This is a genomic window from Methanooceanicella nereidis, from assembly GCF_021023085.1.
GTDB classification, from domain to species: Archaea; Halobacteriota; Methanocellia; order Methanocellales; family Methanocellaceae; genus Methanooceanicella; species Methanooceanicella nereidis.
Map to the genome: position 1 here is coordinate 13,000 of NZ_PGCK01000002.1, position 25,967 is coordinate 38,966.

The 25,967-nt window shown below is 47.9% G+C and carries 24 protein-coding genes; 7 read left to right on the top strand and 17 right to left on the bottom strand.

Annotated elements, in window-relative coordinates:
* Positions 1-154: 154 nt before the first annotated feature.
* The 3 genes from CUJ83_RS02340 to CUJ83_RS02350 all read right to left on the bottom strand — a co-directional run bounded on the left by CUJ83_RS02340 (position 155) and on the right by CUJ83_RS02350 (position 2,719).
* Complete coding sequence (locus tag CUJ83_RS02340) at positions 155-1,243, bottom strand: tetratricopeptide repeat protein (RefSeq protein ID WP_230740232.1); 1,089 nt, start codon at positions 1,241-1,243, stop codon at positions 155-157.
* A 210-nt stretch (positions 1,244-1,453) separates the two neighbouring features.
* Positions 1,454-2,236 carry a TrmB family transcriptional regulator gene (locus CUJ83_RS02345; protein ID WP_230740234.1) on the bottom strand — a complete coding sequence of 261 codons (783 nt, stop codon included), beginning with the start codon at positions 2,234-2,236 and terminating at the stop codon, positions 1,454-1,456.
* Between the two features lie 39 nt (positions 2,237-2,275).
* Positions 2,276-2,719, bottom strand: a complete 444-nt coding sequence (locus tag CUJ83_RS02350; RefSeq protein WP_230740236.1) for a universal stress protein — start codon at positions 2,717-2,719, stop codon at positions 2,276-2,278.
* 271 nt (positions 2,720-2,990) lie between these two features.
* Here CUJ83_RS02350 and CUJ83_RS02355 point away from each other — a divergent pair, with 271 nt between their 5' ends.
* Complete coding sequence (locus CUJ83_RS02355) at positions 2,991-4,505, top strand: MFS transporter (RefSeq protein ID WP_230740238.1); 1,515 nt, start codon at positions 2,991-2,993, stop codon at positions 4,503-4,505.
* Between the two features lie 276 nt (positions 4,506-4,781).
* A complete protein-coding gene (locus CUJ83_RS15800) occupies positions 4,782-5,123 on the top strand; it encodes a hypothetical protein (protein WP_305067634.1) in 342 nt (113 codons plus the stop codon).
* Between the two features lie 83 nt (positions 5,124-5,206).
* Here the strand turns inward: CUJ83_RS15800 and CUJ83_RS02365 are convergent, their stop codons facing one another.
* The 5 genes from CUJ83_RS02365 to CUJ83_RS02385 all read right to left on the bottom strand — a co-directional run bounded on the left by CUJ83_RS02365 (position 5,207) and on the right by CUJ83_RS02385 (position 10,196).
* A complete protein-coding gene (locus tag CUJ83_RS02365; RefSeq protein ID WP_230740240.1) occupies positions 5,207-5,935 on the bottom strand; it encodes a fumarylacetoacetate hydrolase family protein in 729 nt (242 codons plus the stop codon).
* On the bottom strand, positions 5,932-6,708 hold the full coding sequence (locus CUJ83_RS02370) for a dihydroorotate dehydrogenase electron transfer subunit (protein WP_230740242.1): 777 nt from the start codon (positions 6,706-6,708) through the stop codon (positions 5,932-5,934). Before CUJ83_RS02370 ends, CUJ83_RS02365 begins: the two co-directional genes overlap by 4 nt.
* Entirely contained in the window at positions 6,705-7,610 is a 906-nt protein-coding gene (locus CUJ83_RS02375; protein WP_230740243.1) for a dihydroorotate dehydrogenase, read from the bottom strand. Before CUJ83_RS02375 ends, CUJ83_RS02370 begins: the two co-directional genes overlap by 4 nt.
* Before the next feature lie 45 nt (positions 7,611-7,655).
* Positions 7,656-9,815: an Eco57I restriction-modification methylase domain-containing protein gene (locus CUJ83_RS02380; RefSeq protein ID WP_230740244.1), complete on the bottom strand. Its 2,160-nt coding sequence runs from the start codon at positions 9,813-9,815 to the stop codon at positions 7,656-7,658.
* A gap of 69 nt (positions 9,816-9,884) precedes the next feature.
* Positions 9,885-10,196, bottom strand: coding sequence for a hypothetical protein (locus CUJ83_RS02385; RefSeq protein ID WP_230740245.1), 312 nt, complete (start codon positions 10,194-10,196; stop codon positions 9,885-9,887).
* Positions 10,197-10,318: 122 nt separating this feature from the next.
* On the opposite strand from CUJ83_RS02385, the gene CUJ83_RS02390 reads away from it, so the two are divergent.
* The 3 genes from CUJ83_RS02390 to CUJ83_RS02400 are packed head-to-tail and all read left to right on the top strand — an operon-like array spanning position 10,319 to position 12,872.
* Positions 10,319-11,257, top strand: coding sequence for a beta-ribofuranosylaminobenzene 5'-phosphate synthase (locus CUJ83_RS02390; protein ID WP_230740246.1), 939 nt, complete (start codon positions 10,319-10,321; stop codon positions 11,255-11,257).
* A gap of 5 nt (positions 11,258-11,262) precedes the next feature.
* Positions 11,263-12,192 carry an NOP5/NOP56 family protein gene (locus CUJ83_RS02395; protein WP_230740248.1) on the top strand — a complete coding sequence of 310 codons (930 nt, stop codon included), beginning with the start codon at positions 11,263-11,265 and terminating at the stop codon, positions 12,190-12,192.
* Positions 12,192-12,872 (top strand): fibrillarin-like rRNA/tRNA 2'-O-methyltransferase, encoded by a 681-nt coding sequence (locus tag CUJ83_RS02400; RefSeq protein WP_230740250.1) that lies wholly within the window; start codon positions 12,192-12,194, stop codon positions 12,870-12,872. The genes CUJ83_RS02395 and CUJ83_RS02400 overlap by 1 nt, the downstream gene beginning before the upstream one ends.
* Here the strand turns inward: CUJ83_RS02400 and CUJ83_RS02405 are convergent.
* The 7 genes from CUJ83_RS02405 to CUJ83_RS02435 all read right to left on the bottom strand — a co-directional run bounded on the left by CUJ83_RS02405 (position 12,869) and on the right by CUJ83_RS02435 (position 20,503).
* Positions 12,869-13,249, bottom strand: a complete 381-nt coding sequence (locus CUJ83_RS02405) for a PqqD family protein (protein ID WP_230740251.1) — start codon at positions 13,247-13,249, stop codon at positions 12,869-12,871. The genes CUJ83_RS02400 and CUJ83_RS02405 overlap by 4 nt on opposite strands.
* Before the next feature lie 1,150 nt (positions 13,250-14,399).
* Positions 14,400-14,714, bottom strand: a complete 315-nt coding sequence (locus tag CUJ83_RS02410) for a Sec-independent protein translocase subunit TatA/TatB (RefSeq protein ID WP_230740254.1) — start codon at positions 14,712-14,714, stop codon at positions 14,400-14,402.
* A gap of 80 nt (positions 14,715-14,794) precedes the next feature.
* Positions 14,795-15,769 carry an ABC transporter ATP-binding protein gene (locus CUJ83_RS02415; RefSeq protein ID WP_230740256.1) on the bottom strand — a complete coding sequence of 325 codons (975 nt, stop codon included), beginning with the start codon at positions 15,767-15,769 and terminating at the stop codon, positions 14,795-14,797.
* Positions 15,770-16,759: an ABC transporter ATP-binding protein gene (locus CUJ83_RS02420; RefSeq protein WP_230740257.1), complete on the bottom strand. Its 990-nt coding sequence runs from the start codon at positions 16,757-16,759 to the stop codon at positions 15,770-15,772. It abuts the gene before it with no gap.
* A gap of 13 nt (positions 16,760-16,772) precedes the next feature.
* Positions 16,773-17,696, bottom strand: a complete 924-nt coding sequence (locus tag CUJ83_RS02425; protein WP_230740260.1) for an ABC transporter permease — start codon at positions 17,694-17,696, stop codon at positions 16,773-16,775.
* Between the two features lie 6 nt (positions 17,697-17,702).
* Positions 17,703-18,716 carry an ABC transporter permease gene (locus CUJ83_RS02430; protein WP_230740262.1) on the bottom strand — a complete coding sequence of 338 codons (1,014 nt, stop codon included), beginning with the start codon at positions 18,714-18,716 and terminating at the stop codon, positions 17,703-17,705.
* A 107-nt stretch (positions 18,717-18,823) separates the two neighbouring features.
* A complete protein-coding gene (locus CUJ83_RS02435; RefSeq protein WP_230740264.1) occupies positions 18,824-20,503 on the bottom strand; it encodes an ABC transporter substrate-binding protein in 1,680 nt (559 codons plus the stop codon).
* Between the two features lie 624 nt (positions 20,504-21,127).
* Between CUJ83_RS02435 and thrC the strand changes: the two genes are divergently transcribed.
* On the top strand, positions 21,128-22,333 hold the full coding sequence (thrC, locus tag CUJ83_RS02440; RefSeq protein WP_230740266.1) for a threonine synthase: 1,206 nt from the start codon (positions 21,128-21,130) through the stop codon (positions 22,331-22,333).
* A gap of 140 nt (positions 22,334-22,473) precedes the next feature.
* On the opposite strand, the gene CUJ83_RS02445 is transcribed toward thrC, so the two are convergent.
* Positions 22,474-23,055, bottom strand: coding sequence for a DUF2284 domain-containing protein (locus tag CUJ83_RS02445; RefSeq protein WP_230740268.1), 582 nt, complete (start codon positions 23,053-23,055; stop codon positions 22,474-22,476).
* Between the two features lie 362 nt (positions 23,056-23,417).
* Positions 23,418-24,533, bottom strand: coding sequence for a transglutaminase-like domain-containing protein (locus CUJ83_RS02450; RefSeq protein ID WP_230740270.1), 1,116 nt, complete (start codon positions 24,531-24,533; stop codon positions 23,418-23,420).
* Positions 24,534-24,712: 179 nt separating this feature from the next.
* On the opposite strand from CUJ83_RS02450, the gene CUJ83_RS02455 reads away from it, so the two are divergent.
* Positions 24,713-25,882: an NHL repeat-containing protein gene (locus CUJ83_RS02455; RefSeq protein WP_230740272.1), complete on the top strand. Its 1,170-nt coding sequence runs from the start codon at positions 24,713-24,715 to the stop codon at positions 25,880-25,882.
* Positions 25,883-25,967: the final 85 nt, after the last annotated feature.

Here is a 25,967-nt window from a genome sequence, read left to right on the forward strand (position 1 = left end):
CGTATATGGACCAATTTTTTTAGAGAAAATAATCTTCCTAACTATAAATAGTATTCGTCAATATGCACGATAGCAGTAGGTCCGCAGATGATACCATTGTTAAAAAAACAAAATGCCAAAGCATCAAAAAATGGGGGGGTTATTATTTGATGCTTTACTTTTTAAATAGCTCATTTAGCCGGGAATTCGCATACCTGACCATATCAGGATGGTCATGTGCGTATTTTATGAAGTTTTGGTATGCGTTTATCGCTTCTTTGTTTATCTCAAGCTCCTCCAGCGCCATAGCCAGGTGATAATATGCCATATCGTAATCCTGCCTGTTCATTATGGCCTTTTCAAACTCGATCACGGCATTATCCGGCTCGCCTCTGTCCATATAGATCAGTCCGGCACAATAGTGAGCCTCCGCAAATCCCTGCCTGATGCGCGACGATTCGTGGAACTCCCGTATAGCCTCTCCCAGATCGCCTTTCTTATAATAGGTCAGGGCGAGGTTAAAATGAACATCCGCATCTTCCTTTGCCATGGTAAGGGCTTTATTATATTCCTCGATAGCCCTCTCGACCAGTCCCTGGTCGTTAAGGATAACTCCTATGTTATTATGAGCTTCATAGAGGTCGGGCTTAAGGCGTAAGGCTTCCCTGAACTCCTGTATGGCATTGGCGTATTCTTCCCTTTTAGCGAACTTAATGCCTCTGTTATAGTGTTCTTTAGCCTTATCATGCCTGATACGTTCGACAGCCTCGAACTCCTGCATGGCGTAATCCAGAAGGCCCCTGTTAGTCAGTAAAAGGCCGAGATTATAGTGTGCCTTATAATGGTTAGGCTGTAAGCGTAAAACTTTATTATATTCCCAAATTGCATTCTCATACAGGCCTTTTTTCGATAGCAGGACACCTATGTTATAGTGGGCTTCGATATGATCCCCGTCAAGGCGCGTGGTCTTGAGGAACTCTTCTATAGCCTTATCCAGCTTTCCGGCTTTTGCGTAGGCTACGCCCAGATTATAATGCGTATCGGGGTTCTTTGGGTCCAGCGACACGGAGATAAGGCAATTTTTTATATCCTTTTCCAGCTGGTTCTTACCTGTGTGTTGATCCTTGAAGCCGATTTCAGGGGTTTCATCGCCAGTCCATGATATCAGCTTACCCCGCACTTTTCGGATGTCATCTTCAAGGTCCGGACTATCCCCGTACGGTCGCCTGAATACGACATCAAAATAATTCTTAAATACGTTCATTGCCCCCCAACCTATACTACCCGATACACCATCATCGATTTATCAATTATAGCTCGATGAAATATATCCAGAGATAGATATTATGTATTAGTATATCCTTATTGATAAAAAGCTTATCGACCAATCAGTTACTTATGAAGCGAAGGAGTATTTCTCATATTTTAAAAATACAAATTTAAAGGAATTTAAAAATAATAGTCCAATTTTTTACTATTCACATCTTCGCCATGCAGCGCTGAAAATCAGGTTAGCCATCTTAACTATATTCGGGTTGATGGAAGTGATGCCGGAATGCGAAGCTCCGGTCACCGGGAGCAAATATATCAGTTCCCGGTCATCGACTATGAACAATAGCACATCATCGGATAACATCCGGTGGAACTCCGCGAAATCCTCGTCTTCCATAAATTTGCTTTTTTCCTGGCCTTTTTTGGGGTATTTGACACGCGCGTTTTTTATCCCGTATTTTTTTGCAAGGTCAGAGGGGGCCCCGAGCACGAGAAGATCAACGAAGACCTCTTTACCCGTTAAATGCTTTAGAACGTCAACATGGTCCGACGGGATAATGCCCTTGACAGAGCGTTTTGCCGAGGATAACATCTCCCCCAGCTTACGCTCGATGTTTCTTTCTCCGAATAGCGTCCATAGCACATCCGGAGACCCCTGAGACTCGCGATGCTTCTCAAGGTCCCTGAACTCCTCCCGGGCGGCGTCGGCAGCCCTGTGATGTGCTTCCACCATATGTTTTAGGGCGGACTCATATGGGACCGCCCGGTATATGGCAGGCCGGGAACTGACCACCATTACCAGCCCTTTATCAGTAAGGCTCTTCAGGCTCTGGTATACGTTCGGCTTCGACGCTCCCCAAAATTCATATATCTGCTTTACATCGGCGGTCTCCAGTAAGACCAGCGCGGAATAGACCTTGGCCTCATATTCGGTAAGACCCAGAATATGAAGAGAATCGATAAGCCTGCCTGTGATCGGGTTCATGGTCATCAATATTAATAGCCTGTACTGCGGTGAATCCTGTTATTCTTCCGGGCTTTTGACCACAAGTACGGGACAATCAGCCATGCGCACGATACTTTCAGCCACGCTTCCCAGCAATATCCGGTCAATGCCGCTCTTGCCAAGCGTGCCGACAACTATCAGGTCTATGTTATGCTCTCCGGCAAATTTCGTGATCTCTATGGCCGGGCTTCCTTCGACGACGTGTGCCTCTATGGCCACCCCGTCACCGGCAGCCTCTTTGACCATATTGATGGCTTCATTGCCCTCCTTCTCCAGAAGGTCGTGCATGCCGGTCCACACTGAATCGACAGGTATGTTATTGAACACGGTATTATCAATGACATAGACCGCATATATGGAGGAGTTTTGAAGCCTTGCCAGTTCAACTCCCTTTTTTATAGCGTTCATCGTTCGTTTAGACCCGTCCGTCGCGATCAGTATGTTCTTGAAAATTTCTGCCATGGTCAATCTCCGATAAAACTATAATTTGCTTTTTCATATAATAAGGTTGTTATACAGGACACAACCGAACCATAAAAGATAAGCTCATTTTTTTATAGCCTATGGATATATGATTATTTTTTAGTTGTACTGATAGCAACAACTTTAGAAAATTATTTAAGCATGAATTGACATTGTTCTGCAAGGCCATAAAAAACCATGGCCGTATCGTTTGCCCATATCAGCATATGGGAACAGTCTGTGATAACGAACCCTTACAGGGATGATAGAAATGGAAAGTGTTGAAAAAAGCAAGAGCATATCGCCTGTTTACACCCTGGCAGTACTGGCCATAGGCGTCTTCATGGCTCAGCTCGATGTGACTATATTTGTTCCGGCGCTGAACAGCGTAGTCTCTGAATACAAGACGACCTTTGAATGGGTCATCTGGACCGTCACGATCTATATGCTTGCGTTTACGGTCACCATGCCGCTGGCCGGCAAGATATCCGACCTGTATGGAAGAAAAAGGTTATACATCTTTGGTGTCGGCCTATTCTCTATAGGTTCCCTCGCCTGCGGCCTCGCATGGGATATTAACTCGCTGCTGTTTTTCAGGATAATCCAGGCCATAGGAGGCGGTATGATATTCCCATCCGCGCTTGCGGAAATAGGGAGCAGCATATCAAAAGAGAAGAGAGGCATGGCCCTTGGCATAATGATGGCTGTGAATGCTGTCGCAGCTATAATAGGGCCTAACCTGGGAGGCTTCCTGGTAGAAAACCTGGGCTGGAGATATGTTTTCTACATAAACCCGCCCATCGGCATACTGGCGATCTTGCTGGCATTAAAGTTCCCTGAGACCTATGGGACTGAAAAGCATAAGATAGATATTGTGGGCGCGATCCTGCTTGCAGGAGGCCTGCTGTCGTTCATGCTCGGAATCGTAAGGATCGAGAAACTACCCCTGAGCGACGTTACCGTATACCCGTTCTTTATAGCAGCCGCGGCTCTTGCCATATTACTTGTCATGTATGAGAAACGCACAGTTGAGCCGATACTTAATATACCGCTGCTTTCCAGAGGGGACCTGCTTGCAGTTAACCTGGCAGCACTGACATTCGGCTTCTGTTTCTTCTCAGTGGTCCTATACATACCCTCATTTGCCCAGCTCATACTCGGCCTCGGGATACAGGATAGCGGCACGATACTTACACCGCTTACATTATCCGTGCTGGTGATGGCCGTTTTAGGCGGTAAGCTGATGGACATGTACGGCATCAAGCCGATCATATTGCTGGGAGCCGCCATTATGTGCATATCGTTGTTCGGCCTGGTATATTTCTCCACCAGTTCACTGATACTGGCAACCATACTTCTCGTGATGGGAATAGGCGTGGGCTTCTGTATGGGCTCTTTCCAGAACCTTATGATGTCCCTTGTGCCAGACTCGTACAAAGGCAGCGCAAGCGGCATAGTCAACGTTTTCATGAATATTGGAGGCATCATAGGACCGACGATAGGAAGCTATTACCTGTCAAGAGGCTCTAAAAAGATCGAAGAACTTAAAGCCTCAATGATGCCCGGAACCGGCGGGGATACGCCGATGACGATGCCTCCGTCCGGAACAGGCATGGATCAGATGATGCTTAACCTGGTAAAGGATTGTATGGGAGAAGCCTTCAGCGATATATTCATGCTTACCGCAGCAGTGTCCGTGCTGACGATCATCCTGCTTGCATATCTTGTGATAAGAGGTCGCCGGGCAGTATCCGGGGATACGGCAGGGGAGCTAATGGAAAATTAGCATTAACCCCCTTTTCTATTTTATATTATTTTATACCCTTTACAACATTTTTGATTACGATTTAATTAGTAAAACTACTATTTTTAGTGTAAACAGGGATAAATTTAGCTATATTTTGATTAATAAAAGGTAAAAATAGGATATTATTACAAAATAACCAATAATATATACTTATTATTCATAATAAGTAAAATTTTAGTATATTTCACTAAAAGCCCAGATAATCTTAAACATTTTATCCTTATATCTTATTTATAGAGGAGGTATACCAATACTATGCTTAAAAAAATCTTATTGTTGGCTACCGTAATGCTTCTTCTGGCAGCATTCATTATACCGGCGGAAGCTTTCTACGGTTATCGGGGATGTGCGCCTTATGCAGGCTTTTGCGGATACCCCGGATCTCTGGGCAGTCCCGCGCTATATGGCTCTCTCGGGTACGGTGGATATCCGGGATCATATGGATCTCTTGGGTATGCGGGATATACGGGACTGTATGGCAGCCTGGGATATGCCGGATACCGGGGCTTATACGGAGGCCTGGGATACGGAGGTCTTTTAGGTAGAACCGGCCTTCTTGGATATCCCGGAATATCCGGAATATGCGGATTCTGCTAAACATAGACGACTGACATGATAAAAATAAAGCGGGGTTGAGATACACCCCTGATTTTTTAATTATAAGGCCTGGCCTGATGGCTTTATGCCACCAGGTTCATAAGAGTGCCCACTTTCTCGATCTCGATCTCTATGACATCGCCCTTTTCCATAGGCCCGATGCCGGACGGGGTGCCCGTCGCTATTACGTCGCCGGCTTCCAGTGTCATGACGCCGGAAACGAACTCGACTAACCTGCGGACATCGACGATGAGATTTTTAGTGTTCGAGCTTTGCTTTACCTCGCCGTTCAACCTGGACTTTATCGAAAGGCTTGAAGGATCTACGCCCGTAACAATGAACGGCCCGATCGGCGAGAAGGTATCGAAGCTCTTGGCACGCGTCCACTGCACATCTTTCTTTTGTAAGTCCCTGGCCGTGACATCGTTAAGGCAAGTGTAGCCGAGTATATGGTCATCGGCCTTATCTGCACGGATATGGCCTGTCTTTTTCCCGATCACGACAGCAAGCTCGGCCTCATAATCAATACGCTTAGATTGCGCCGGATAAATGATATTGTCCCCGTGGCCTATTACACTGGAAGGCGGCTTCAGGAACAGGACAGGCTCATCGGGTATCCTGTCCTTCATCTCTTCCGCGTGGTCCCTGTAGTTGAGCCCTACGCAGACGACCTTTGAGGGGCTGCACGGAGGAAGTATCTTTAGCTCATTGAGGCCATATTCCCTGAAGTCTGCCCGGGAAATCACTTTGTCCCCGACTACCTCGCCCTCGAATATCATACCGTTATCCATGAATCTGCCTATCACTGTCATATGTTGATCCTCCTTCCGCTAGCATCTCTGGTATAGCGCCCCATCTCAGAATCTATCAAAACGTCCCCTTTAAAGACCGGTCCGTCTCTGCATACCCTTAATCCTTCCGGGTCCATGCAGCAGCTTCCGCAGACCCCCAGGCCGCATTTAATATATCTCTGCAGGCTGAACTGTGACCTTGACGCCACACCGGCGTCATCCAGGATGCCCAGCACCCTGAACATCATCTTTTCGGGGCCGCAGCAGTATATTTGAGAGAACGAGCTTAAGTCGAGGGTCTTTAATAGTTCCGTGACGAATCCCTTATGGCCATAGCTGCCGTCGTCCGTGGCTATGATCGTCTTTCCGGACTTTCTGAACCGGGAGTCAAAGTGCACTTCTTCCTTCGTACGGTATCCTGCCACAGTCGTCACACTGACGCCTGCCGACGCCGCCTTTTCGGCGAATGGTGCGAGTGGCGCAGAGCCGACGCCCCCGGAGACTATCAGTATATCGTCGCCCACAAGTTCCCATCCGTTGCCGTATGGCCCCCTGATGCCGACCGAGTCCCCTTCATTAAGGCCGAACAGCGCTTCGGTGGCTTCGCCAACCTTCTGGACAGTGATCGCATTATCGTATGAAAGCGTCATGGGCACTTCGTCGACGCCCCTTACCCATACCATGACGTACTGTCCCGGCCTGCCGTTTAGCCAGTGGCTCACGTCAAGCCTGAACGTTTTTATCGTAGGCGTCTCGTCAATGATCTCAGTGATAGTAGAGCTGATAGGCCTCATTTTTTCACCAACCTGTGTGACAACCCTATAAGTTCCTTTAGCCGCATTCCTTTTCTATCGAGGTAATCGGATATTCCCATCGACACCGAAGCGAACACCCCGATGTCCTCGTAAACGGCGGAGCCGATCTCGACCGCGCTCGCTCCCGCCATCATGAATTCCACGGCGTCCGCCCAGTTAGATATGCCGCCGACACCTATAACGGGGATATCAAGCGCCTCATATAGATCATAGACACACCTGACAGCCACTGGTTTTATCGCAGGCCCTGAAAGGCCCCCGTGGACGTTACCCAGTATCGGATAGCCCGTATCGATGTCTATCGCCATCGCCTTTAACGTATTTATGGCCACTATCGCGTCAGCGCCCCCGTCCTGCGCCGCAATGCCCAGGTGCCTTATATCTGTGACGTTGGGCGTGAGTTTTACCCAAACTGGCGCGTCGACCGTATTTTTTACGATGCGAGTGATCTTCTTTACAAGCTCCGGGTCGGTCCCGACCTGCATCCCGTAGCCTTTGGCGTGAGGGCAGCTCACGTTGAGCTCGTATGCCGAAGCTCCCGGAAGCCCCTCCGCGACCGCCTTAAACTCATCCTCGGTACCCCCGAATATGCTTGCTATGACGGGCACGCCGGACTCTTTAGCGATATTTAATTCCTGTAAAAATTCCTTAGACGACGGGTTAGGCAAGCCCATGGCGTTGACATAGCCGCATTCGAGCCTTACCATAGACGGGTTAGGATGCCCGTACTTTGGCTCCGTCCCTATCGACTTAGTGACAACGGCACCGGCACCCATACGGGCGACGCGCTTCAGGGAAGCTCCGGTAGTGCCGAGCACGCCCGCGGCCAGTATGGTCGGGTTGTCAAGCGTGAGACCGCCTACTTCAGTGGTGAGTTTCATAGTATCCCATTAAGAAATGGCACCTAGAAAATATATTTTTCGGCATCACTTATATGCCGCTTTTTTGATGATCGTGAAACGGTCCTGTGCGGATATGCCGTCCGCTAATTTTTTGATGATCTTGTTCTTTGACAGTATATCAGGGATATGTTCAGGCCCGTAATGTTCGATCAGCCGGCCCGCGGTTTTTATCAATCCGCCCTCTCCGGCACCTAAAAAGTACAGTTCATATGCCATCGCGTCCATGATCGTCCTGTCCAAAAACTCTCTATTCTTTCCGCCGGCGATAATAATGCTTTCTGCGACCCTGGCGAATATGTCCTGTACGCCCTTCGACGCACGAGGGATGGGCAGTGCCTCTATGCTGTAGTTCCTGATATTATTCTGGGAGCAGAAAAGTTCAAAGTACCAGTTCAAGACAGAGGAGTTAAGCAGCGCTAAAAGGTATAGCCCGTTCATATCCTTATCCGTCACGACTATCTGTTTTATAGAATTTCCGCATAAATAGCCCGGCGGGAGCGGCGCGAACTTAAGCCTTCTCCTGCAGGCCTTATTTTGCGTATTCCTGCCGATGATCCGCGGCTTTGATACGACCATTTCCGCAGAGGGCTTATCTTTCATGAACTCGGTCTTCTTCACGTACCTGGGCTGCTTTCCTTCCGGGGAAAGATCTACGGAATATTCTTTCAGGTGTATCCCTTTTACAAATATGCCGTCCTCCTGTGAGCTCGAAATATAGGACCTATATATAGTCTCGTCCACATGGCCTACGCTGATAGTCCCCACCGGAGGGGCTGAGCCGTCTCCTTTGAATGGAGGAAATCGCCTGACATCTTTAATCATGTCCCATTCTGCCGCAGGACATGATAACAGAGGCACTTCCATGCCGCCGCAAGTCATTTCATCAAGCTCTTTATAACCTATGTTGATCCTATCGTCCCGATCTTCGTTCAGGCTTTCAAAGTGCACGCCCTGCCTTATGCAAAAATTTCCGTTACCTGGTGCTTCCTTCCTGCAAACTAATATTACCGTCGCCTGGTTCACGTCCCCGAACATCCGGGATCTTTCCGGGAACTCGACGATCTCCTCGACAGTGTTTTCCCGGAATATGTGCTGCCTCAATTTTTGCGAGGATATCTCATTCAAGAACGAAGAAGGGAATATAAGCCCCATGCTCCCGCCATCGCGAAGAAGCCCGAGATTGCGCTCTATGAAAAGCTTATACAGGTTAAGATTGCCCTCCTGTAACCGGTATAGTCCGGAGCCCGAGATCAAGGCAGACATTTCCTTCTTTAGTCCCGCCCTGTCCTGAAGGTCGACGTCTGAAAACATGCTTTTTATACGCATGTAAGGAGGGTTTCCGGCTATGACATCGAAACTGCCGGCATGCTTCAAGCCGCCATCCGGCAGAAGGGCATTCCCGCATGCGACATTGATATTCGGTGTTTTAAAGGGAACGTTTTTTCTATACGCGCATTTTGCGAGGGATAAGATCAATCTTTTTCTTGCGATCCCGACCGAATAACCGTCAATATCCATTCCGTAGAGGTTACCGGCGATAACATCCGATATTATCCCGTATTCGATATCCGGCACATTATCACAGCATTGAAGCGCTTTTAGCCTTAGCCCTAAAAGCTCTTCTAGTGCCGCTTCAAGAAAGATCCCGGTGCCGCACGAACTATCTATGATCCTGATGTTTTTGATCTTCCCGATAAGATCATCTATTTCCCCCGCGTTCAGTCCCCGCAGCATCTCATCGACAGTGCGATGCTCTTTACCGAAGGCTTTTCTTGAATAGTTCAGGATATAAGAGCCTATAGCGGCTTTACAAATATACCTGGCAAGGGGTTTCGGCGTAAAGAACGCTCCGTCATCCCGCAGCTTTATCCCGTGCATAATGCTTGCGGACCTGTCCAGTAAAATGCAAACCCTGCCGGTAATATCGCCGTTGTTTTCCAGCAACTTACTTATGTTTGAATGTATGGACGTGGCCATAGAAGAGGGGATTTCACCGCCATCCGGTGACATATCGCTGACATCTATCCCGAGCTTATCCATCGCGCGCTGAAAAATGATATTATCAAGATATGTACGGGCCAGAGCTCCCTTATCGCCGTCCCGGCCGCCAAAAGCTTCGAGCAATTGCCCGTAAAGAGAATCATACATATAAAAAAGGCTTGCTTTATCTTCGATCCCGGGCATATGGTCCCATGCTCCTTAGCCGGTAATATGGGCCCCATATATTAAAAAGATTAAGTTTCAGCCCATGACTTATTCGCTAATGTGATCCCGGTCAAGTATCTCAGTCGTATATTTACCGCTTTCGCTGCTCACATGCATCACCAGGGCATCGCAAAGAGGGCAATAATAATCTATCTCGTTATCCGAAGGGTAAATTATGGCATATTCCTTGAACCTTTTTTGCCTTACAGGGCACATTTTTTCCATGCCTTCCTTTAGAATGCGCTCAATATCTTCGCTGCCCTCTCCCGGCTTTTCCCTGAACTCTACGGCCAGGTCTTTCCTGTACGCGTGCGTACCCCGGTCAAGATGAAATGGCATATCTTTTGCTCTTCTGGGCAAAAATATCTCCCCGAAATATTATGTTCTAGCCGTAAATATAAAAATTAGATTCGGGATAATATCGGTTAGAAAACATTATGTACGATGAACGTGCACGTTTGAAAAATAATACCGGAGGATAGATGATCAGAATTAAAACACCCTCCCGCATACACCTTACACTCATCGACCTTAATGGCTCCATCGGGCGAGTGGATGGCGGAGCAGGCATAACTCTTGAGGAACCATCCATCGAGATCACGGCCGAAAAAAGCGACAAGGTCGAGGTCAATGGAGACCCGCAGCTTACGGAGCGAATGAAAAAGGCCTGCGAAGTCGTATGTCCCGGGGAAGGTATTTCGATCAACATCATAAGGTCTTACTGGAACCACATAGGGCTCGGCTCCGGGACTCAGGCGGCCCTTGCAGCCGGCACTGCCATGGCGAAACTTTACGGCCTGAACATTTCGGCGAGGGATATCGCGTTTTTGATAGGCAGAGGAGGGACTTCCGGGATAGGGATAGGAGCTTTTGAGACAGGCGGCTTCATACTGGACGGAGGCCACCGCATGAACTCTAAAAAAGCATTTTTACCAAGCTCGTTCTCAAAAGGAGTGCCGCCAGCCCCCATACTGCTTAGATACGAGTTTCCCGACTGGGACATTGTGCTCACGATACCTCCGGCAAAGGGAGCCTATGACGTCTATGAAAAGGACATGTTCGCGAAATTATGTCCCATACCCCTGAACGAGGTGGAAAAGATCTCGCATATCATATTGATGCAGATGCTTCCTGCCATCGTGGAGAAAGACATGGATAACTTCGGCAAGGCGGTAAACTCGATACAGGAGATAGGATTTAAAAAGAGAGAGCTGGACCTTCAGAAAGGGGCAAGGGAGCTGATAGACGTCATCAGGTCGGCTGGCGCCGCCGGTGCAGGCATGAGCTCGTTCGGGCCTGCGATCTATGCCGTCACGGATTCGCCCGGTAAGATAGAATCTGCAGTTAAAAAATATAATCCCGATTGTATCGTAATAAAGACAAAGGCAAAAAATACTGGTTGCGAGATAACATACGAGTGAAGAATATGAAAGCCTGGTTCGGGGAATTCGACGCTGATAACATTAGAAAGGAAAATATCCGGCTGGCCGGGAGCGATCCGGGAGAGCTTGCGCGATGGGCAGGCGTTATCGGCAGTAAAGACACCTGCACAGGCATTGACTTCGAAGAAGTCTCCATAATGGGAGGCCTCTGCGGATCGCCCACAGAATATAAGAGGCTGATGCATGAGACAGCGATGGCGGTCGCCAGGGAGCGTATCTCGCTAAGCCTCTCCGGTAAGGACATGTATGTTGCCCAGGCCGTCAAATCACTGGACGATGTTAATTTTTCATATAACCGTTTAACAGAAAGGCTTGCAGAATGGTATGGGATCCATTTCCCGGAGTTCAAGGCAAGGCCTCAGGAACTGATAAAGGCCATAATGAGAGGCACCAGGGAAAATTCAGGTGACGAAAGTTCCTTAACTTCTATGGGAGCCCCGATGTCCCCGGACGATGTGGCAGCAATACAGGGAATGGCGTCGGGCGCACAAAGATTGTTCGATGAGAGAAAGTCCCTGGAAAAATATATCACTGAAAGCATGGAAGAGCTTGCGCCGAACTTATCGGACGTGCTGGGACCGCTTCTGGGCGCGAGGTTCATAGCCCGCGCGGGAAGCCTCGAGAAGCTTTCCCGGATGCCGGCAAGCACTATACAGGTTATGGGCTCGGGAGAAGCCCTTTTCAAGCATCTCAGGGAAGGTACGCCGTCGCCAAAGCACGGGCTTATATACCAGCATCCGCTGGTAAGCGGCTCACCTAAAAGGATCAGGGGAAAAGTATCGCGAATGCTCGCCGCAAAGGCAGCCATTGCCGCCAGAGTCGATAATTATTCGGGAGAGCGCCTGAACCTCGGCCAGGGGCTTAAAGAGAAAGTCGAAGCCATGAAAGCAAAGACTCCCCGGAGGAAAAAATAATGCCGTCAGTCAGGCAGGTAAAGAGTATCCGGAAATACATGCCGGATAATACCTATATCATTAAAACCGAAAGCGAAGAGCTTCTTGCCACGTCCTCGGCATTCATGGAAGAGGATAGCATCATGCACGGCGGTATAATATACAGGCCCTGGAACCCGTCCACGAGCAAGCTCGCCTCTATGCTACTTAAAGGGATGAAAGTCCCCATTAAAAGCGACTCAAAAGTCCTGTACCTGGGGGCGGCGAGCGGTACGACAGTTTCGCATGTCGCCGATATAGCGAGCGACGGTATCGTGTTCGCGGCAGAGTTCGCGCCCAGGCCGACACGCGACCTGTTACAGGCAGTAAGGGACAGGATAAACGTCGTGCCCATGCTCGCCGACGCAAGGTACCCGGAAAGCTATCCGCCATTCATAGACAGCGTGGATATTATCTACCAGGACATCGCACAGCCCAATCAATCTGAGATAATGGTATCAAACGCTACAAAGTATCTTCGTCCCGGCGGTATAGGCGTCATGGCCATAAAGGCAAAAAGTATCAGTATCTCGGAAGACGTAAAAAGTATCCTGGAAAGAGAGGTAAGCTTACTGGAAGAAAGTTTTGAGATACTGGAAAAGGTATCCCTTGAGCCGCTCCATCATGACCACCTGGCTGTGATGGGAAAATTTAAAGGTTAGCTTAGTTCTACGATCACAAGCTCATTTTTTATCAGCTTGTTTATAAACTTAAAAAGCCGCTTCTCGATGTCTTTTTCATTTCCTTTCGAGCGCTTTATTATTATGTCCTTGATCTCCTGCACCGTATGAGTCCCGTCGCATAGCTCCCATACCAGAGACCCGAGCGGGTTGAACCTGAACATCCTTTCATCAGGTATGTCAACGAATTTGCTTAATACCTTTAATACATGGGTCTTTTTGTAGGGTACATACAGTTTTACGACGTCGGAGTTCATTTTGTCCCATTCAATATCCGGGTCCCTTTTCGGCTTTGATAGAAGAAGTTTCTTGTACGGGATCTTCATACCGGAACCTTTGAACGTTACGAATAACGGCATACAGAATAAAAATATCACTATTATGCTATATATCTTTCCTGCTCTATGCATCATCATAAGGCTATTAATACAATGATGCCCTGTACCTCAAAGCAAAAGTATGAGAAATGCTTCGATATTATATTAAGGCTCTCTGGATTCTGAAGTGTTATTGAGTATCATTGAACATAATCATAAATATACAAAATTGGAATATTCTATGGGAAAGATTGGAACTTTTCATAACTATAACTGATCAGACTCACCATAAAGGCGAGTAAGGAACACTAAACTGCTAACCGCAAAATCTTTTATGAGCGGGGTCTTGCTCAGGTTTTAAGAATGAAAAAGTGTCTTACTTACTGGTCTTTGAGATGAAGTTTTTATGGTTGTGCCTGTCAGATGGCAGGTAGGCACGTAACCTCACAGAAACACGGAAACACAAAATTTTTTTTATATGATTTTTTAAGGGCACGAAAACCCTAAGAATTTACTCACTAAACCACGAAGGGCTCTAGTATCACTGTCAACGCACTAACACCTCTAACGCCCGGCTCAACGCACCAACCTCTCTAAGTCACCAACGCTAAAACAAGACACGAACATTCCCCAAATCACTAAAGTTTAATATCCCGGTCTGTGTTCCCCTTGACCTATAACAGGGATATTGATCGTGTAAGCGTCAACCGTGCAGTTAAAATTTCGTGTTTTTGGGAATATTCGGGCCTTGTTTTAGCGTTGGTGAATTAGAGCACTTCGAGCATTAAGCCGTGCATTAGAGACTTTAGTGCGTTGACGGTGATACTAGAGCATTTGTGGTTTGGTGAGTGAACCTTTGGGTTTTCGTGACCTTAAATTCTAAAAAAAAATTTGTGTTTCCGTGTTTCTGTGAGGTTACGTGCCTGCCTGCCATCCGACAGGCACAACTGCAGAACATCGATACCATAATAGATGTTACATGCAAGTCTTTACAGAGACCATTAAAAAGTTTTTCATGGGAGCGCACAAAGGCAAACAAGGAACACAAAGAACTTTTTTAGAAGATTAGCATTTTTTAAAAAAATTTTGTGGTCCTTACTCGCCTTCGTGCGCTTCGTGGCGAAAAATGTTAGGCGTATGTGCTGGAAAAGAAGATGAAATAAATTATCTATAAAAAACTCACATGCGTGTATCAATTTTCTTTCACTTCACGGGAAGTTGTTACCGCCCGGTTGATCTCGTTCAATAATTGCTCTTCGGTCTTACCTTCAACGGATATTCCCATTTTCTTCGCTATCTCGATGACCTTTTCAGACGGCATTTTCGGGACTATGGAGCTCTGAGATATCAGCGAATCCTTATTGATCTCCATCTCGAACTCTCGCTGTGCCTTCTTGACTTCAGCGTAAAACTTACCGATCTGGCGTATGTATTCGGGCATCTTATCCGGCCCGAAAAGCAGAAGCGCGATCACGGCGATGAAAATAATCTGGATGAAATCGACCATTAAAGGACACCTTAGCAATAATGAAATGCTTTACAAGATATAAACATTTTCAGGCAAAAAAGACAGAAAGGATAAACAGGTCACTGTTTATCCATTAAATGACAGGCCACGAAATGCTCGTTGCCGGTATCCTTCATCTCGGGCTCGACCTTGCTGCAAATATCCATCCTGTGCTTGCACCTGGTATGGAACCTGCAGCCTGAAGGCGGGTTTATCGGTGTCGGAACGTCGCCTTCGAGTATGATACGGTTCCTCTTACAGTTCGGGTCGGGGACCGGTATCGCCGATAGTAACGCCTGGGTATACGGGTGTAGCGGCTTATCGAAAAGCTCCTGCGTCTTTGCGGATTCCACGATCTTACCGAGATACATCACGGCCACCCTGTCGCTGAGATATTTCACTACTATCAGGTTGTGCGAGATGAACAGGTACGTAAGGCCTAACTCTTTCTGCAGGTCTTTAAGCTTGTTAAGGATCTGCGACTGCACAGAAACATCTAAAGACGATGTCGGCTCGTCAAGCACCACGAACTTCGGGTTCAGCGCAAGCGCCCTTGCGATGCCTATCCTCTGCCTCTGCCCGCCGCTGAACTCATGCGGATACCTGTGGAGGTGCTGAGGGTTAAGGCCCACGGCCTCTAAAAGCTGGGTAACCGTGTTCTCGACATCCTCGCCTTTCACAAGCCCGTTAATTATCAGCGGCTCTGCAATGATGTCCTTGATGGTCATCCTCGGGTTCAGCGATGAATTAGGGTCCTGGAAGACGATCTGCATGTTCTGCCTGAGCTTCAGCATATTCTTTTTGTTATATTTCATTATGTCTTCATTGTTGAACAGTATCTGCCCGCCGGTAGGCTCCAGAAGCCTTAATATTGTCCTGCCAACGGTCGTCTTGCCGCAGCCGCTCTCGCCTACAAGGCCCAGCGTCTCCCCTTTCTTGATATAAAGATCGACGCCGTCGACCGCCTTGACGTTCTGTACGGTCTTTGAGAATATGCCGCCCTGGATCGGGAAATATTTTTTAAGGTCCTTAACTTCAAGGAGTATTTCCGACATTTAGCTCACCCTCTTTTTATCGGCATACAGATGGCACATCACAAAGTGCCCGCCCTCTACCTCGTAAACATCCGGCTTTTCTTTCCTGCAAATATCTATCGCCTTGCTGCACCGGGGATGAAACCTGCATCCGTTCGGGGGCGTGATAAGGTTAGGCACCGAGCCCGGTATCGTATCCAGACGCGAAGCGACGTTCTGCGATATCTTCGGGATGGAGCCGATAAGGCCTTTCGTGTACGGGTGTAACGGGTTAAAGAATATGGTCCTGACATCGCCCAGCTCTACTATGCATCCCGCGTACATCACGCCTATGCGGTCACATACGTCCGCGACCACGCCAAGGTCGTGGGTGATCATTAAGATCGATGCTCCTGTGCGCTTCTTCAGGTCTTTCATCAGCTCAAGTATCTGCGCCTGGATCGTCACGTCAAGAGCAGTCGTCGGCTCGTCGGCGATGAGAAGCTTTGGATTACAGGCAAGCGCCATCGATATCATCGCCCTCTGGAGCATTCCTCCGGACAGCTCATGCGGGTAGCTCTTCGCTACCCTTTCGGGAGCCGGAATGCCAGTGAATTTAAGCATCTCGATCGATTTGTCGTGGGCGGCCTTTTTATCCAGCTTCTGGTGCAGCATTATGACCTCGGCTATCTGATCGCCTATGGTGAACACAGGATTGAACGAGTTCATCGGCTCCTGGAATATCATTGAGATCTGATTACCGCGTATGCTGCGCAGCTCATGGTCCTTTAACTTAAGGATGTCCTTACCTTCGAACAGTATGCTGCCCTCGTCTATCCTTCCCGGAGGCGACTGTATAAGCTTTATGATAGAGAGCGCAGTGACGGACTTTCCGCATCCGGTCTCCCCCACCAGCCCGATAGTCTCTCCCTTAAAGATGTCCAGGTTGATCCCGTCCAGAGCCTTAACTACGCCTGCATAAGTGTAGAAGTTAGTTTTCAGGTCCTTTATGCTAAGAAGAACTTCTGACATGTTTTTCCTCCGGTTATCTCCTCTGCCTCGGGTCAAGTATGTCTCTCAATCCGTCTCCGAACAGGTTGAACCCAAGACAAACGATCAGGATCGCAAGCCCCGGGAACGTCGCCATCCACGGCTGGTTCATCATGTAAGCGGCACCTTCGGATATCATCCTTCCCCATTCGGCCTGCCCCGGCTTGGCGCCGAAACCTATGAAACTCAGGCCGGCTGCGACAAGTATGACAGTACCGAGGTCCATCGTCGCCTGGACGATTATAGGGGATAGGCAGTTAGGGGCGAGGTGCTTGAGAATGATCCTTCGGTCGTTAGCGCCTATCGCCTTTGCGGCTTCGATATATGTCCGTTCTCGAATCGATAGCGCCTGCCCTCTCACCAGCCTGGCATATATCGGCCACCACACGATAGTCATGGCCAGCATGACATTCTCGATGCTTCTGCCCAGCGACGCGCAAATGACCATCGCCAGTACAAGGCTGGGGAAAGCGAGGAAGATATCCGTGATCCTCATCATCACTTCGTCTATCTTGCCACCGTAATAACCCGATATGGCTCCCACTACGGTCCCCACTAAAACGGAGACCAGCACTACGCTGAAACCGATATACAGGGATATACGGGTGCCCCATATCACTCTGCTAAAGATATCTCCGCCGGTATCATCGGTACCGAACAGATGCTCGTCGCTGGGTGCCAGCTTTAGCTGCTTCCAGTCCCTGTGCTCGGCGCTGTACGGCGCTATCCAGGGAGCGAATATAGCTACAAGGAAGAATGATAATATGATCAAAAATCCAAGGACTGCCAGAGGGCTCTTCCTGAACAGGTGGATCGAATACTTAATCTCTTTTATCTTAGATTCGTTTTTCGTTTTCCAGTCCTGGACCATTGAGCCTTTCCTGGATGCTCCTGTTATGACCTCTTGTGACGTTGCCATTTTTGATCACCCGTATTTGACCCTCGGGTCAAGATATGCGTACAGTACGTCTACCACCAGGTTCGTGAATACATAGATCAAAACGACAAGGAGCGTGAACCCCATGATCGAAGCGAAATCCGATGAAGTGATAGCGCTGACCGAATATTTGCCGATACCCGGCCACATGAATATTGTCTCCGTAAGCACAGCACCCGAAAGAAGCCCTCCGAAAGCTAACCCTGCCACGGTCGTGGTCGGAGTAAGCGCGTTCCTGAGAGCGTGCTTGAAGATCACGGCCTTCTCTGAGAGACCTTTTGCCCTTGCCGTCCTAATGAAGTCCTGCGTCATGGTCTCAAGCATGCTCGATCTCATCATCCTGGATATGACCGCCAGATAAGTGAAGCACAGGCAGAAAGCCGGCATGACAAGATGCTTTAGCGACTCAAAGAAAAGGTCGACGTTCCCTGCTAACAGGCTATCGATCAGGTAAAGCCCCGTGACGTTGGGAGGCGGAGTAGTAAATAGAGGAAGCCTGCCTCCGAGCGGGAGCATGTCAAGCTGTAAATAGAATATGTATTGCAGTATGAGACCGAACCAGAATATCGGTACGGAAACGCCGCAGAGGCTGAACAGCCTAACGACATGATCAGGAAGCTTATCCTTTTTAATGGCAGAGATAATGCCAAGCGGGATCCCAATAAACAAACACATCGTCATCGCCACCATCGTAAGTTCGAGCGTGGCCGGGAAGTAGTTGATGAGACAGTTGATCACAGGCCTTTCGCCTTGAGACGCCGAATTTCCCAGGTCAAGATGAACGAGGTCGTTAATATAATACATATACTGGATCGGTAAAGGATCGTTAAGATGATGCTGCTCAATAATTATCGCATATCGTTGCGGTGTAGTCTTATCGGATACCCAGGCAGCGGCAGGGTCTCCCACCATATGCGATAAAGTGAATGTTATGAATGTTATCCCTATAAGCACAGGGATCAACAATAAAAATCTTCTGAAGATATAATCGCGTAACTTCATACCCATCACGTTTTCTAGATTGTTTCAACACCCCTTAGTAAAAAATTCTAAGTGGCTGTTTATTTGGTCCAACAGCCACTTAAAGCTCATTTTATTAATACATTCTGTTACTTATACAGGGTATAGTAGATCAGGTTGCTGTTCATCGGATTGTACCAGTAGCCTTTCAGTTCCTTCCTCATCGGCTGGAACTCTACTGCCTGGGCTGTCCAGATGTATGCGCAGTCCTCATTCGTACCCTCGATGATCTGAGTGTATGCTTCGGTCTGCTTTGCCTGATCGGTCTCCCACTTTGCGTCAGCATAGATGCCGTCTATGGTCTCGTTAACGTATGAGACCTTGTCAGCGTAGTAACCGTATGATACGCAGAACGGCTCTATGAAGCTGTCAGCGGACGGGTAGTCGGCGATCCATCCGAGGTAGAATATCGGAAGTTCCTTATCCCTGTTCTTCTTGACGTAGGTCGGCCAGTCAAGTTCCTGGACATCGACGCTAATGCCTAAGTCGTACTTCTCGATCTGGTCCTTCAGCATCAGGCATGCGCTCTTACGGCCATCGTTACCTGCGTTGTAGTAAAGGATGACGGATGTGGGCTTGCTCTTGCTGTATCCGGCGTCGATAAGAAGCTGCTTTGCGTGCTCGGGATCAAATTTCTGCTTGGGTATGCTGGGATTGTATCCGGGTAATCCTTCGGGGATAGGTCCGTTCGGGATCTTACCGTAGCCGAGGTTAACGACGTTAACGAAGGTCTCGGTGTCGAACGACTCGATGAATGCCTGCCTTACCCTCTTGTCAGTGAACATCGGGGTTATCGATGCGTTCTGGTTGAAACCGATGTATGACACTGTAACGGTCGGATCTCCAGCCTCTAACACAAAGTCCGGCTCTGCAAGAATGTCGTTAGCGTACTGGAACGGAGCGTATATGATGTCGGCCTCACCCTTCTTCATGGCAAGGAACCTGGTGTTCCAGTCCTCTACGTACCTGACGATGACCTTGTCACACTTTGCGGGGGTTCCCCAGTAGTCATCGTTCTTGACCATGGTGATCTTGTCCATGTGGTCCCAGGAGACGAACTTGAGCGGACCGGTACCGCACATGTGCTCGGTCATGAACTCGCTCTGCTCGTTGGGCTTGTATCCACCGTTCGCCTGGTCATATGACGGGCTTATGATTGAAGCTGCGTAGAAAGCGAGACAGTCAAGGAACGGCCTGTATGGCTTCGCTAACTTGACCTGGACGGTGTTCTCGTCGATGACCTTGACGGTCTCCTTTGCGAGATATGCGTCAATGTCGGCCTGTGACTGCTCGGAGTTCATATACTCTGAACCGCCGTATAACAGCGGGGTTATGACTGCCTGCCACGGGTCGAGGTTCATGATAACGCCCCTGTCGAAGGAATACTTGACAGCGGATGCGTTGAATGCAGTTCCATCATGGAACTTGACTCCTTCCTGGAGGTGGAACGTGTATGTGAGACCATCTTCAGATATGTCCCAGGACTTTGCCAGAACGCCGACAGGCTTGGTTATGTCGGAACCCTCATAAAATATAAGTGTCTCGTAAACGTTCTGAATTATCTCTCCGCCGGCGGATTCATAATCATATGCCGGGTCAAGCGACTCCGGCTCTCCGGATACCATCGATACGATCGTGATCGGCTCCCCGGTCGTCGGTGTCGGTGTCGCAGTAGTTTCAGGCTGGGTACATCCTGCTACCAGTATAGCTGCGGTCGCTATAAAGATCATAAGGGCTGTAGCCAGTTTCCTCCCAAATCTCTTATCCATAATTTTCACCTCTTAATATAACAAAAAATGTCAGTGTGTCAGTGCTTGACAACTAACAGCTAGCATATCGTATAAGATTCTTGGTACTTATTAGTATCGTTATTAGAATAAATTTGGCTAATGCACAGGAAAATTGGTTGGAGAATAAATATTGGCTTCAATGTATTATTTTCGATGTTTATGTACAAATAAATACATAACAAAACATATTCAATGAATAATACTATTAAATTATTAATTAATTTTATTCGATAACTAAACTTGCGTAAAGCAATCGCCATAAGCTCAATTGTCATTGTATTCATGGAAAATAGTAAATTTTATACTCTTTGATGAGTCCCGTTAACTTGTTGGTTTATATTATCTTATAATCTGATAGTATGTGATTTGATTTTGTATGCTGTGCCTGAATATGATGCACGTTCATATCAAAGACTCAAAGTTTCTTTTAAAAATCATTGAGATCTTCTTTGAGTCTTTGATATGAAGATGCATTAAGTTCGTGCATAACTTCCTGCATCAGAGACTGTGAAAAACTTGAAAACACAGCTAATAAAAATGAACGCAGGAAAGCAAAAGGTTTAAAAGATAAAGCTGTATCTTAATACCACGGAGTTACACGGGATGTACCACCTTGAATGTATAAAATGCGGGGCAAAGTACGCACCCGACGAGATCATATATACCTGTAAAAAATGTGACGGACTGCTGGACGTCGTTTATGATTATTCTAAGATCGAGCTTAGCAAAGAGGACCTGAAAGGCCCCTTGTCCGTATGGAAATACAGGGCGCTCCTTCCGGTCAGCAGGGAGCCGATATCCCTTAAAGAAGGCGGCACGCCAGTATATCACATACGCCGCATAGGAGAAGAGATCGGCATTAAGGACGCCCATGTCAAGCACGAGGGCATGAACCCGACAGGATCCTTTAAGGACAGGGGCATGACCGTAGGCGTCACCAAGGCGCTCGAACTGGGAATGACAAGCGTCGCATGCGCATCTACCGGTAACACCTCGGCGTCGCTGGCAGTGTATGGTGCCAGGGCCGGAATACCTGTGATAGTATTACTTCCGCAGGGCAAAGTGGCCCTGGGCAAGATCGCACAGGCATTGATGCACGGCGCCAAAGTTCTGAGCATACGCGGGAATTTCGACGATGCGCTCAGGCTCGTAAGAGAGATGTGCATCGAGAACGGCGTATATCTTCTGAACTCGATAAACCCGTACAGGCTTGAAGGCCAGAAGACTATCGGGTTTGAGATCGTAGACTACTTCGGCTGGGAAGTCCCCGACCGCATCATACTGCCGGTAGGCAACGCGGGTAACATCACGGCAATAACAAAGGGCCTTAACGAGATGAAAAAGCTCGGATTGATCGACCGCGTCCCGATGATGACGGGAATTCAGGCAGAGGGCAGCGCACCCATAGTAAAGGCGATAAAATCCGGCTCCGAGAACATCACTGTCGAGTCCAAGCCCGAGACTGTCGCTACCGCTATCAGGATAGGAGACCCCGTGAATGCGGTTAAAGCGCTTAACGCTATCAGGACCACTGGCGGAACAGCTGAGACTGTCACCGACGAAGAGATACTTGCGGCACAGAGGATGCTTGCCGTAAAAGAAGGTATCGGCGTAGAGCCTGCATCAGCGGCATCTGTCGCGGGAATGATAAAGCTTAGAAAGATGGGCGTCATCGAAAAGGATGAACGTGTGGTCTGTGTAACCACGGGACACCTGCTTAAGGACCCCGAGACGGTCATTAAGATGTGCGAGAGCCCCATAGAGGTCGACGCCACAAAAGAAGCTATCAGAAAAGTCCTCGGACAGTAAATAATAGAACTTGATCATCATCAAGTTCATCTTTTTCTTTAATTTTTGTTTTAGGTCTTTCGTGAGAGATAATTATTGTCATACCTGCCATCCGAAAGAAACAACACAAAAACATTCCCTAAAAGCCCAATCATCTTAATTTATTCTACCAATATTATGGATATCATAGATACGATATCGTCCTGCATTAACCGGTCCCTTCCCCGGACAAAGGGTCCCCATCCGGCATTTTCCAGCGTCTGCTGGACATCGATGCCGCAAGCCTCCAGTGACGGCCTCGCTATAACAGGATACAGGCAGGGAGCGTCAGGATCGCTCAGCACGATGCATTCTTCGCAGCCGGGACAATAGTTCAGCCCGAAAACGAAAACTTTTCTGTAGCCGTTAAGAAAAGTAAAGCGCTCCAGCTTGAAGAATGTGTCAAGCGCTACGCTCAGCCCGTCAAGATGTGACCCGTTCTGCATATTTTCCTGGCCTCCGGGAACATCGTATCTTATGATGAAAGCCTTGCTGTAGCTTTCTAGTATTTTTCTCATCGCATCGGGTGCAGGGCTGTGCGGAGGGCATGTAAGCCTCCTGCCATAGTTAGGACAGCCGTACTGGCACTTCAGCCTGACCCAGTCATCGACGATTATATCCATGACCGGTATACGCTTTATGTCGGTGATGCCGAGCTCCTGCGCGAAACTTTTTAGATGCTGGTCGAAGTCTTCAGACGGCAAATTTAACCCTCCACTAATAATGAAAACTTATTTTTGTGTTTATTTTTATGTTCTGTGAGAAACAGGCGGTGAAAGCAGGATATACCAAGATTTTTAACGTTTGGTGGTTCGTCCGTCTTTGTTATTTTTATACTCAGGGAATATTGACAGGAGCGGACTGCTATCAAATCGCCACGTACACTTATGCAATGATCGCCCCAGAATTTTCAATCACTAATCGCACAAAGGCGAACAAGGAACACAAAGGACTTCCTTTAGAAGAATAGTATATGCTAAAAAAATTAGTGGTCCTTACTCGCCTTCGTGCGCTTAGTGATTAACCTGCGCGATTTTGTTTGTCGCCATGTATAAAAAATATTAGATCATACATTGCCTGTCTGAATATAATAGTAATCTTTTTTAATGGGATCAATTGCCACGACCTCCCCGTCCGCAGGTTTACCGCTTGCGCCCACATAGCCGTATATACCGGCAGTGGGGTCGAGGACGATGCAGGTCTGGTTATTTACGACGCATGAAGTCATATCCTTATCCTTCAGGAAGTCCTGCGTGGAATAGCTATAATAGGTCTTTATCAATACGTCGACGATAGAATCCTTTCCGGCATCATTCTTGAGGACCAGGCCGCCGTGGGAGAGCATGGTCTCGCAGATGTCGCTTATCTTCAGGATGTTCTCAGCCCTGTTCGAAGGATATTCGTTAAAGTTCTTACTCGTGCGAAGAGCCTCATAGTCTGCTTTCGAAGGCACTACGTATATTGATATCGGCTGCGTTGAAGTGACGCTGTATTCCATGTTCATGTACTGGATCGGCAGATTGAACTTTGAACCGTCGCCGCCGTAGTACCAGAGGTAGTTATCCTTAAGCACCATCGATTCGCTCTTTTCGTTGACCAGGTACAGCTTGCCGTCCTCGATCAACGTGTCCATTTTTTCCTTTTTAGCAAGTTCGCCGGCAGCAACCTCTATAATGGAACCATCGACATACCCGCGAAGCTTTTCCTCGTCCAGTCCAGCCACCAGACAATACGTGTGGTTCTCGGTCATCACGAAATACGACCTTATACCGATATTCTCAAGCAGGGAGCAGAGCAATATGGTAAGGTCCTCGCAGTCCCCTCCGCCTATCTGTATCGTCTCGAACGGGTCCTGGATGAACTCTCTTGACCTTGGATCGCTGTAATAGGCATAATTTTCGACTACATACCGGTACAGCTTGTTCACCTGGTACTCCTTGTCCCCGGACGGCCCTCCGCTTACTGCCGTGGCCGCATAAGCCCTGAGAGTCACATTGTCGAAGACCATCTCGTCAAGGTACGGGTCTGCTTTTTTGAGGACGGGGTCCGACAAGTCCGGAATAGCAGTCTCTTCCAGGCTCCTGACAAAATCAACACAACCCGAAACTGAAACTATCAATAATAGCACTATAAGCCCGATGATGATCGGCTGCTTTATTATGTGGTCTATTATCCTGGCCAAGGTCAATTCACGAGTATAGAATTAACAGGTATGCTACTTAAAGGTTATTTTATTATTGGGCATTATAGGCTCGTTTACGAGGCGATCGCAGGATATACGGGATACCGATTTCAAAATAGTAATTTCAAATAACGTATCTTACATAACGATTATATCTAAGAAGGCCAATCAATTGCTATATGAAAAATTGCAGACCTGCCTTAATTATCTCTATATTACTTATCACATCGATTCTTGTAGTGCCTGTTTCGTCGCTGGGATATGGCGAGCTTAAGGTCATTAAGCCGCAGTACAAGGCATGGTCATTTTCCAATAATGTTGGCAGCTATAAGGGGGAGATCTGTGACCCCTGCTGCATTAAGATAGACTCAAAAGATAACATATACGTGCTCCAGAGAATAAACTACGGGAGCAAGTACAGAAAGATAATTTCCGTATATGATAAAAACTTCAGTTTCATCAAAAGCATCGATATAATAAAAAGATCAATGACGATGGAAGGTGTCGGAGATAGCGCCGGGCATTATGGGCCAGGGTTCTATTATGACCAGACGTCAAGCGATTTTGACGTCGGGAAAGACGGCAGGATATACGTGCTGAGCGCGTATGATATTCTGATGTTCGAAAACGACGGCAAATATAAAGCACAATTCTCGGTCTCGTCATCGATGTCATATGCAGAGAATACCACTGCAGGAATGAGATTCATGTACCCGGCCGGCATAGTGATCGGTGACGACAATACCATATATACGACAACAGGCGACAGTATAAAAGAGCATGAGATACTGGCATTTAATCCTGACGGCAGGCCTGCTACGAGGATCCAGTCACCGGCAAACCAGACATCCGCTTTCTTTAAGGATGCAAGAGACAACATCTTTTTGATAGAGTCAAAGACGAATAAAGCCTATAAGTATACGGGCGACCTTAGCGGAATCAAATTCCTTGAACTCGACATGGGAGGATATGAAGGCCAGATAACATCCCTTACAGAGTTCTCCGACGGTAAAATAGCCGTTAGTGCTGACGGCATATACATATTTAATGAGGATGGGACCCTGAAGGTGCGCATTGCCGATAACGGGATCGCGAACGGAGTCGACTGGAAGAGGCTGGTAGCATCGGATTCGAGTGACCGACTTTTAGTCCTGGCAGGGTTAAACAGCCAGAGCGGCGCTCCCGCACCACTGACCGGATACGACCGGCTGTCCTGGGAACTGGCATCCATGGAAAATAATCCGCTGTCAGCCCTGTCCAATTACGGGGATTCGCCATGCTGTGTTGCTCCGCTGGCGCCATTCTATCTCTTGTACAGCGGATTATGCGCGGTCATGGAGGCATTGTAGACAGGCTACAGGACACATGATCAAGCGATTAGCTCATATACATTAATTTCATAAATATATAAACGCCTTCAATTGGGGTGGGGGT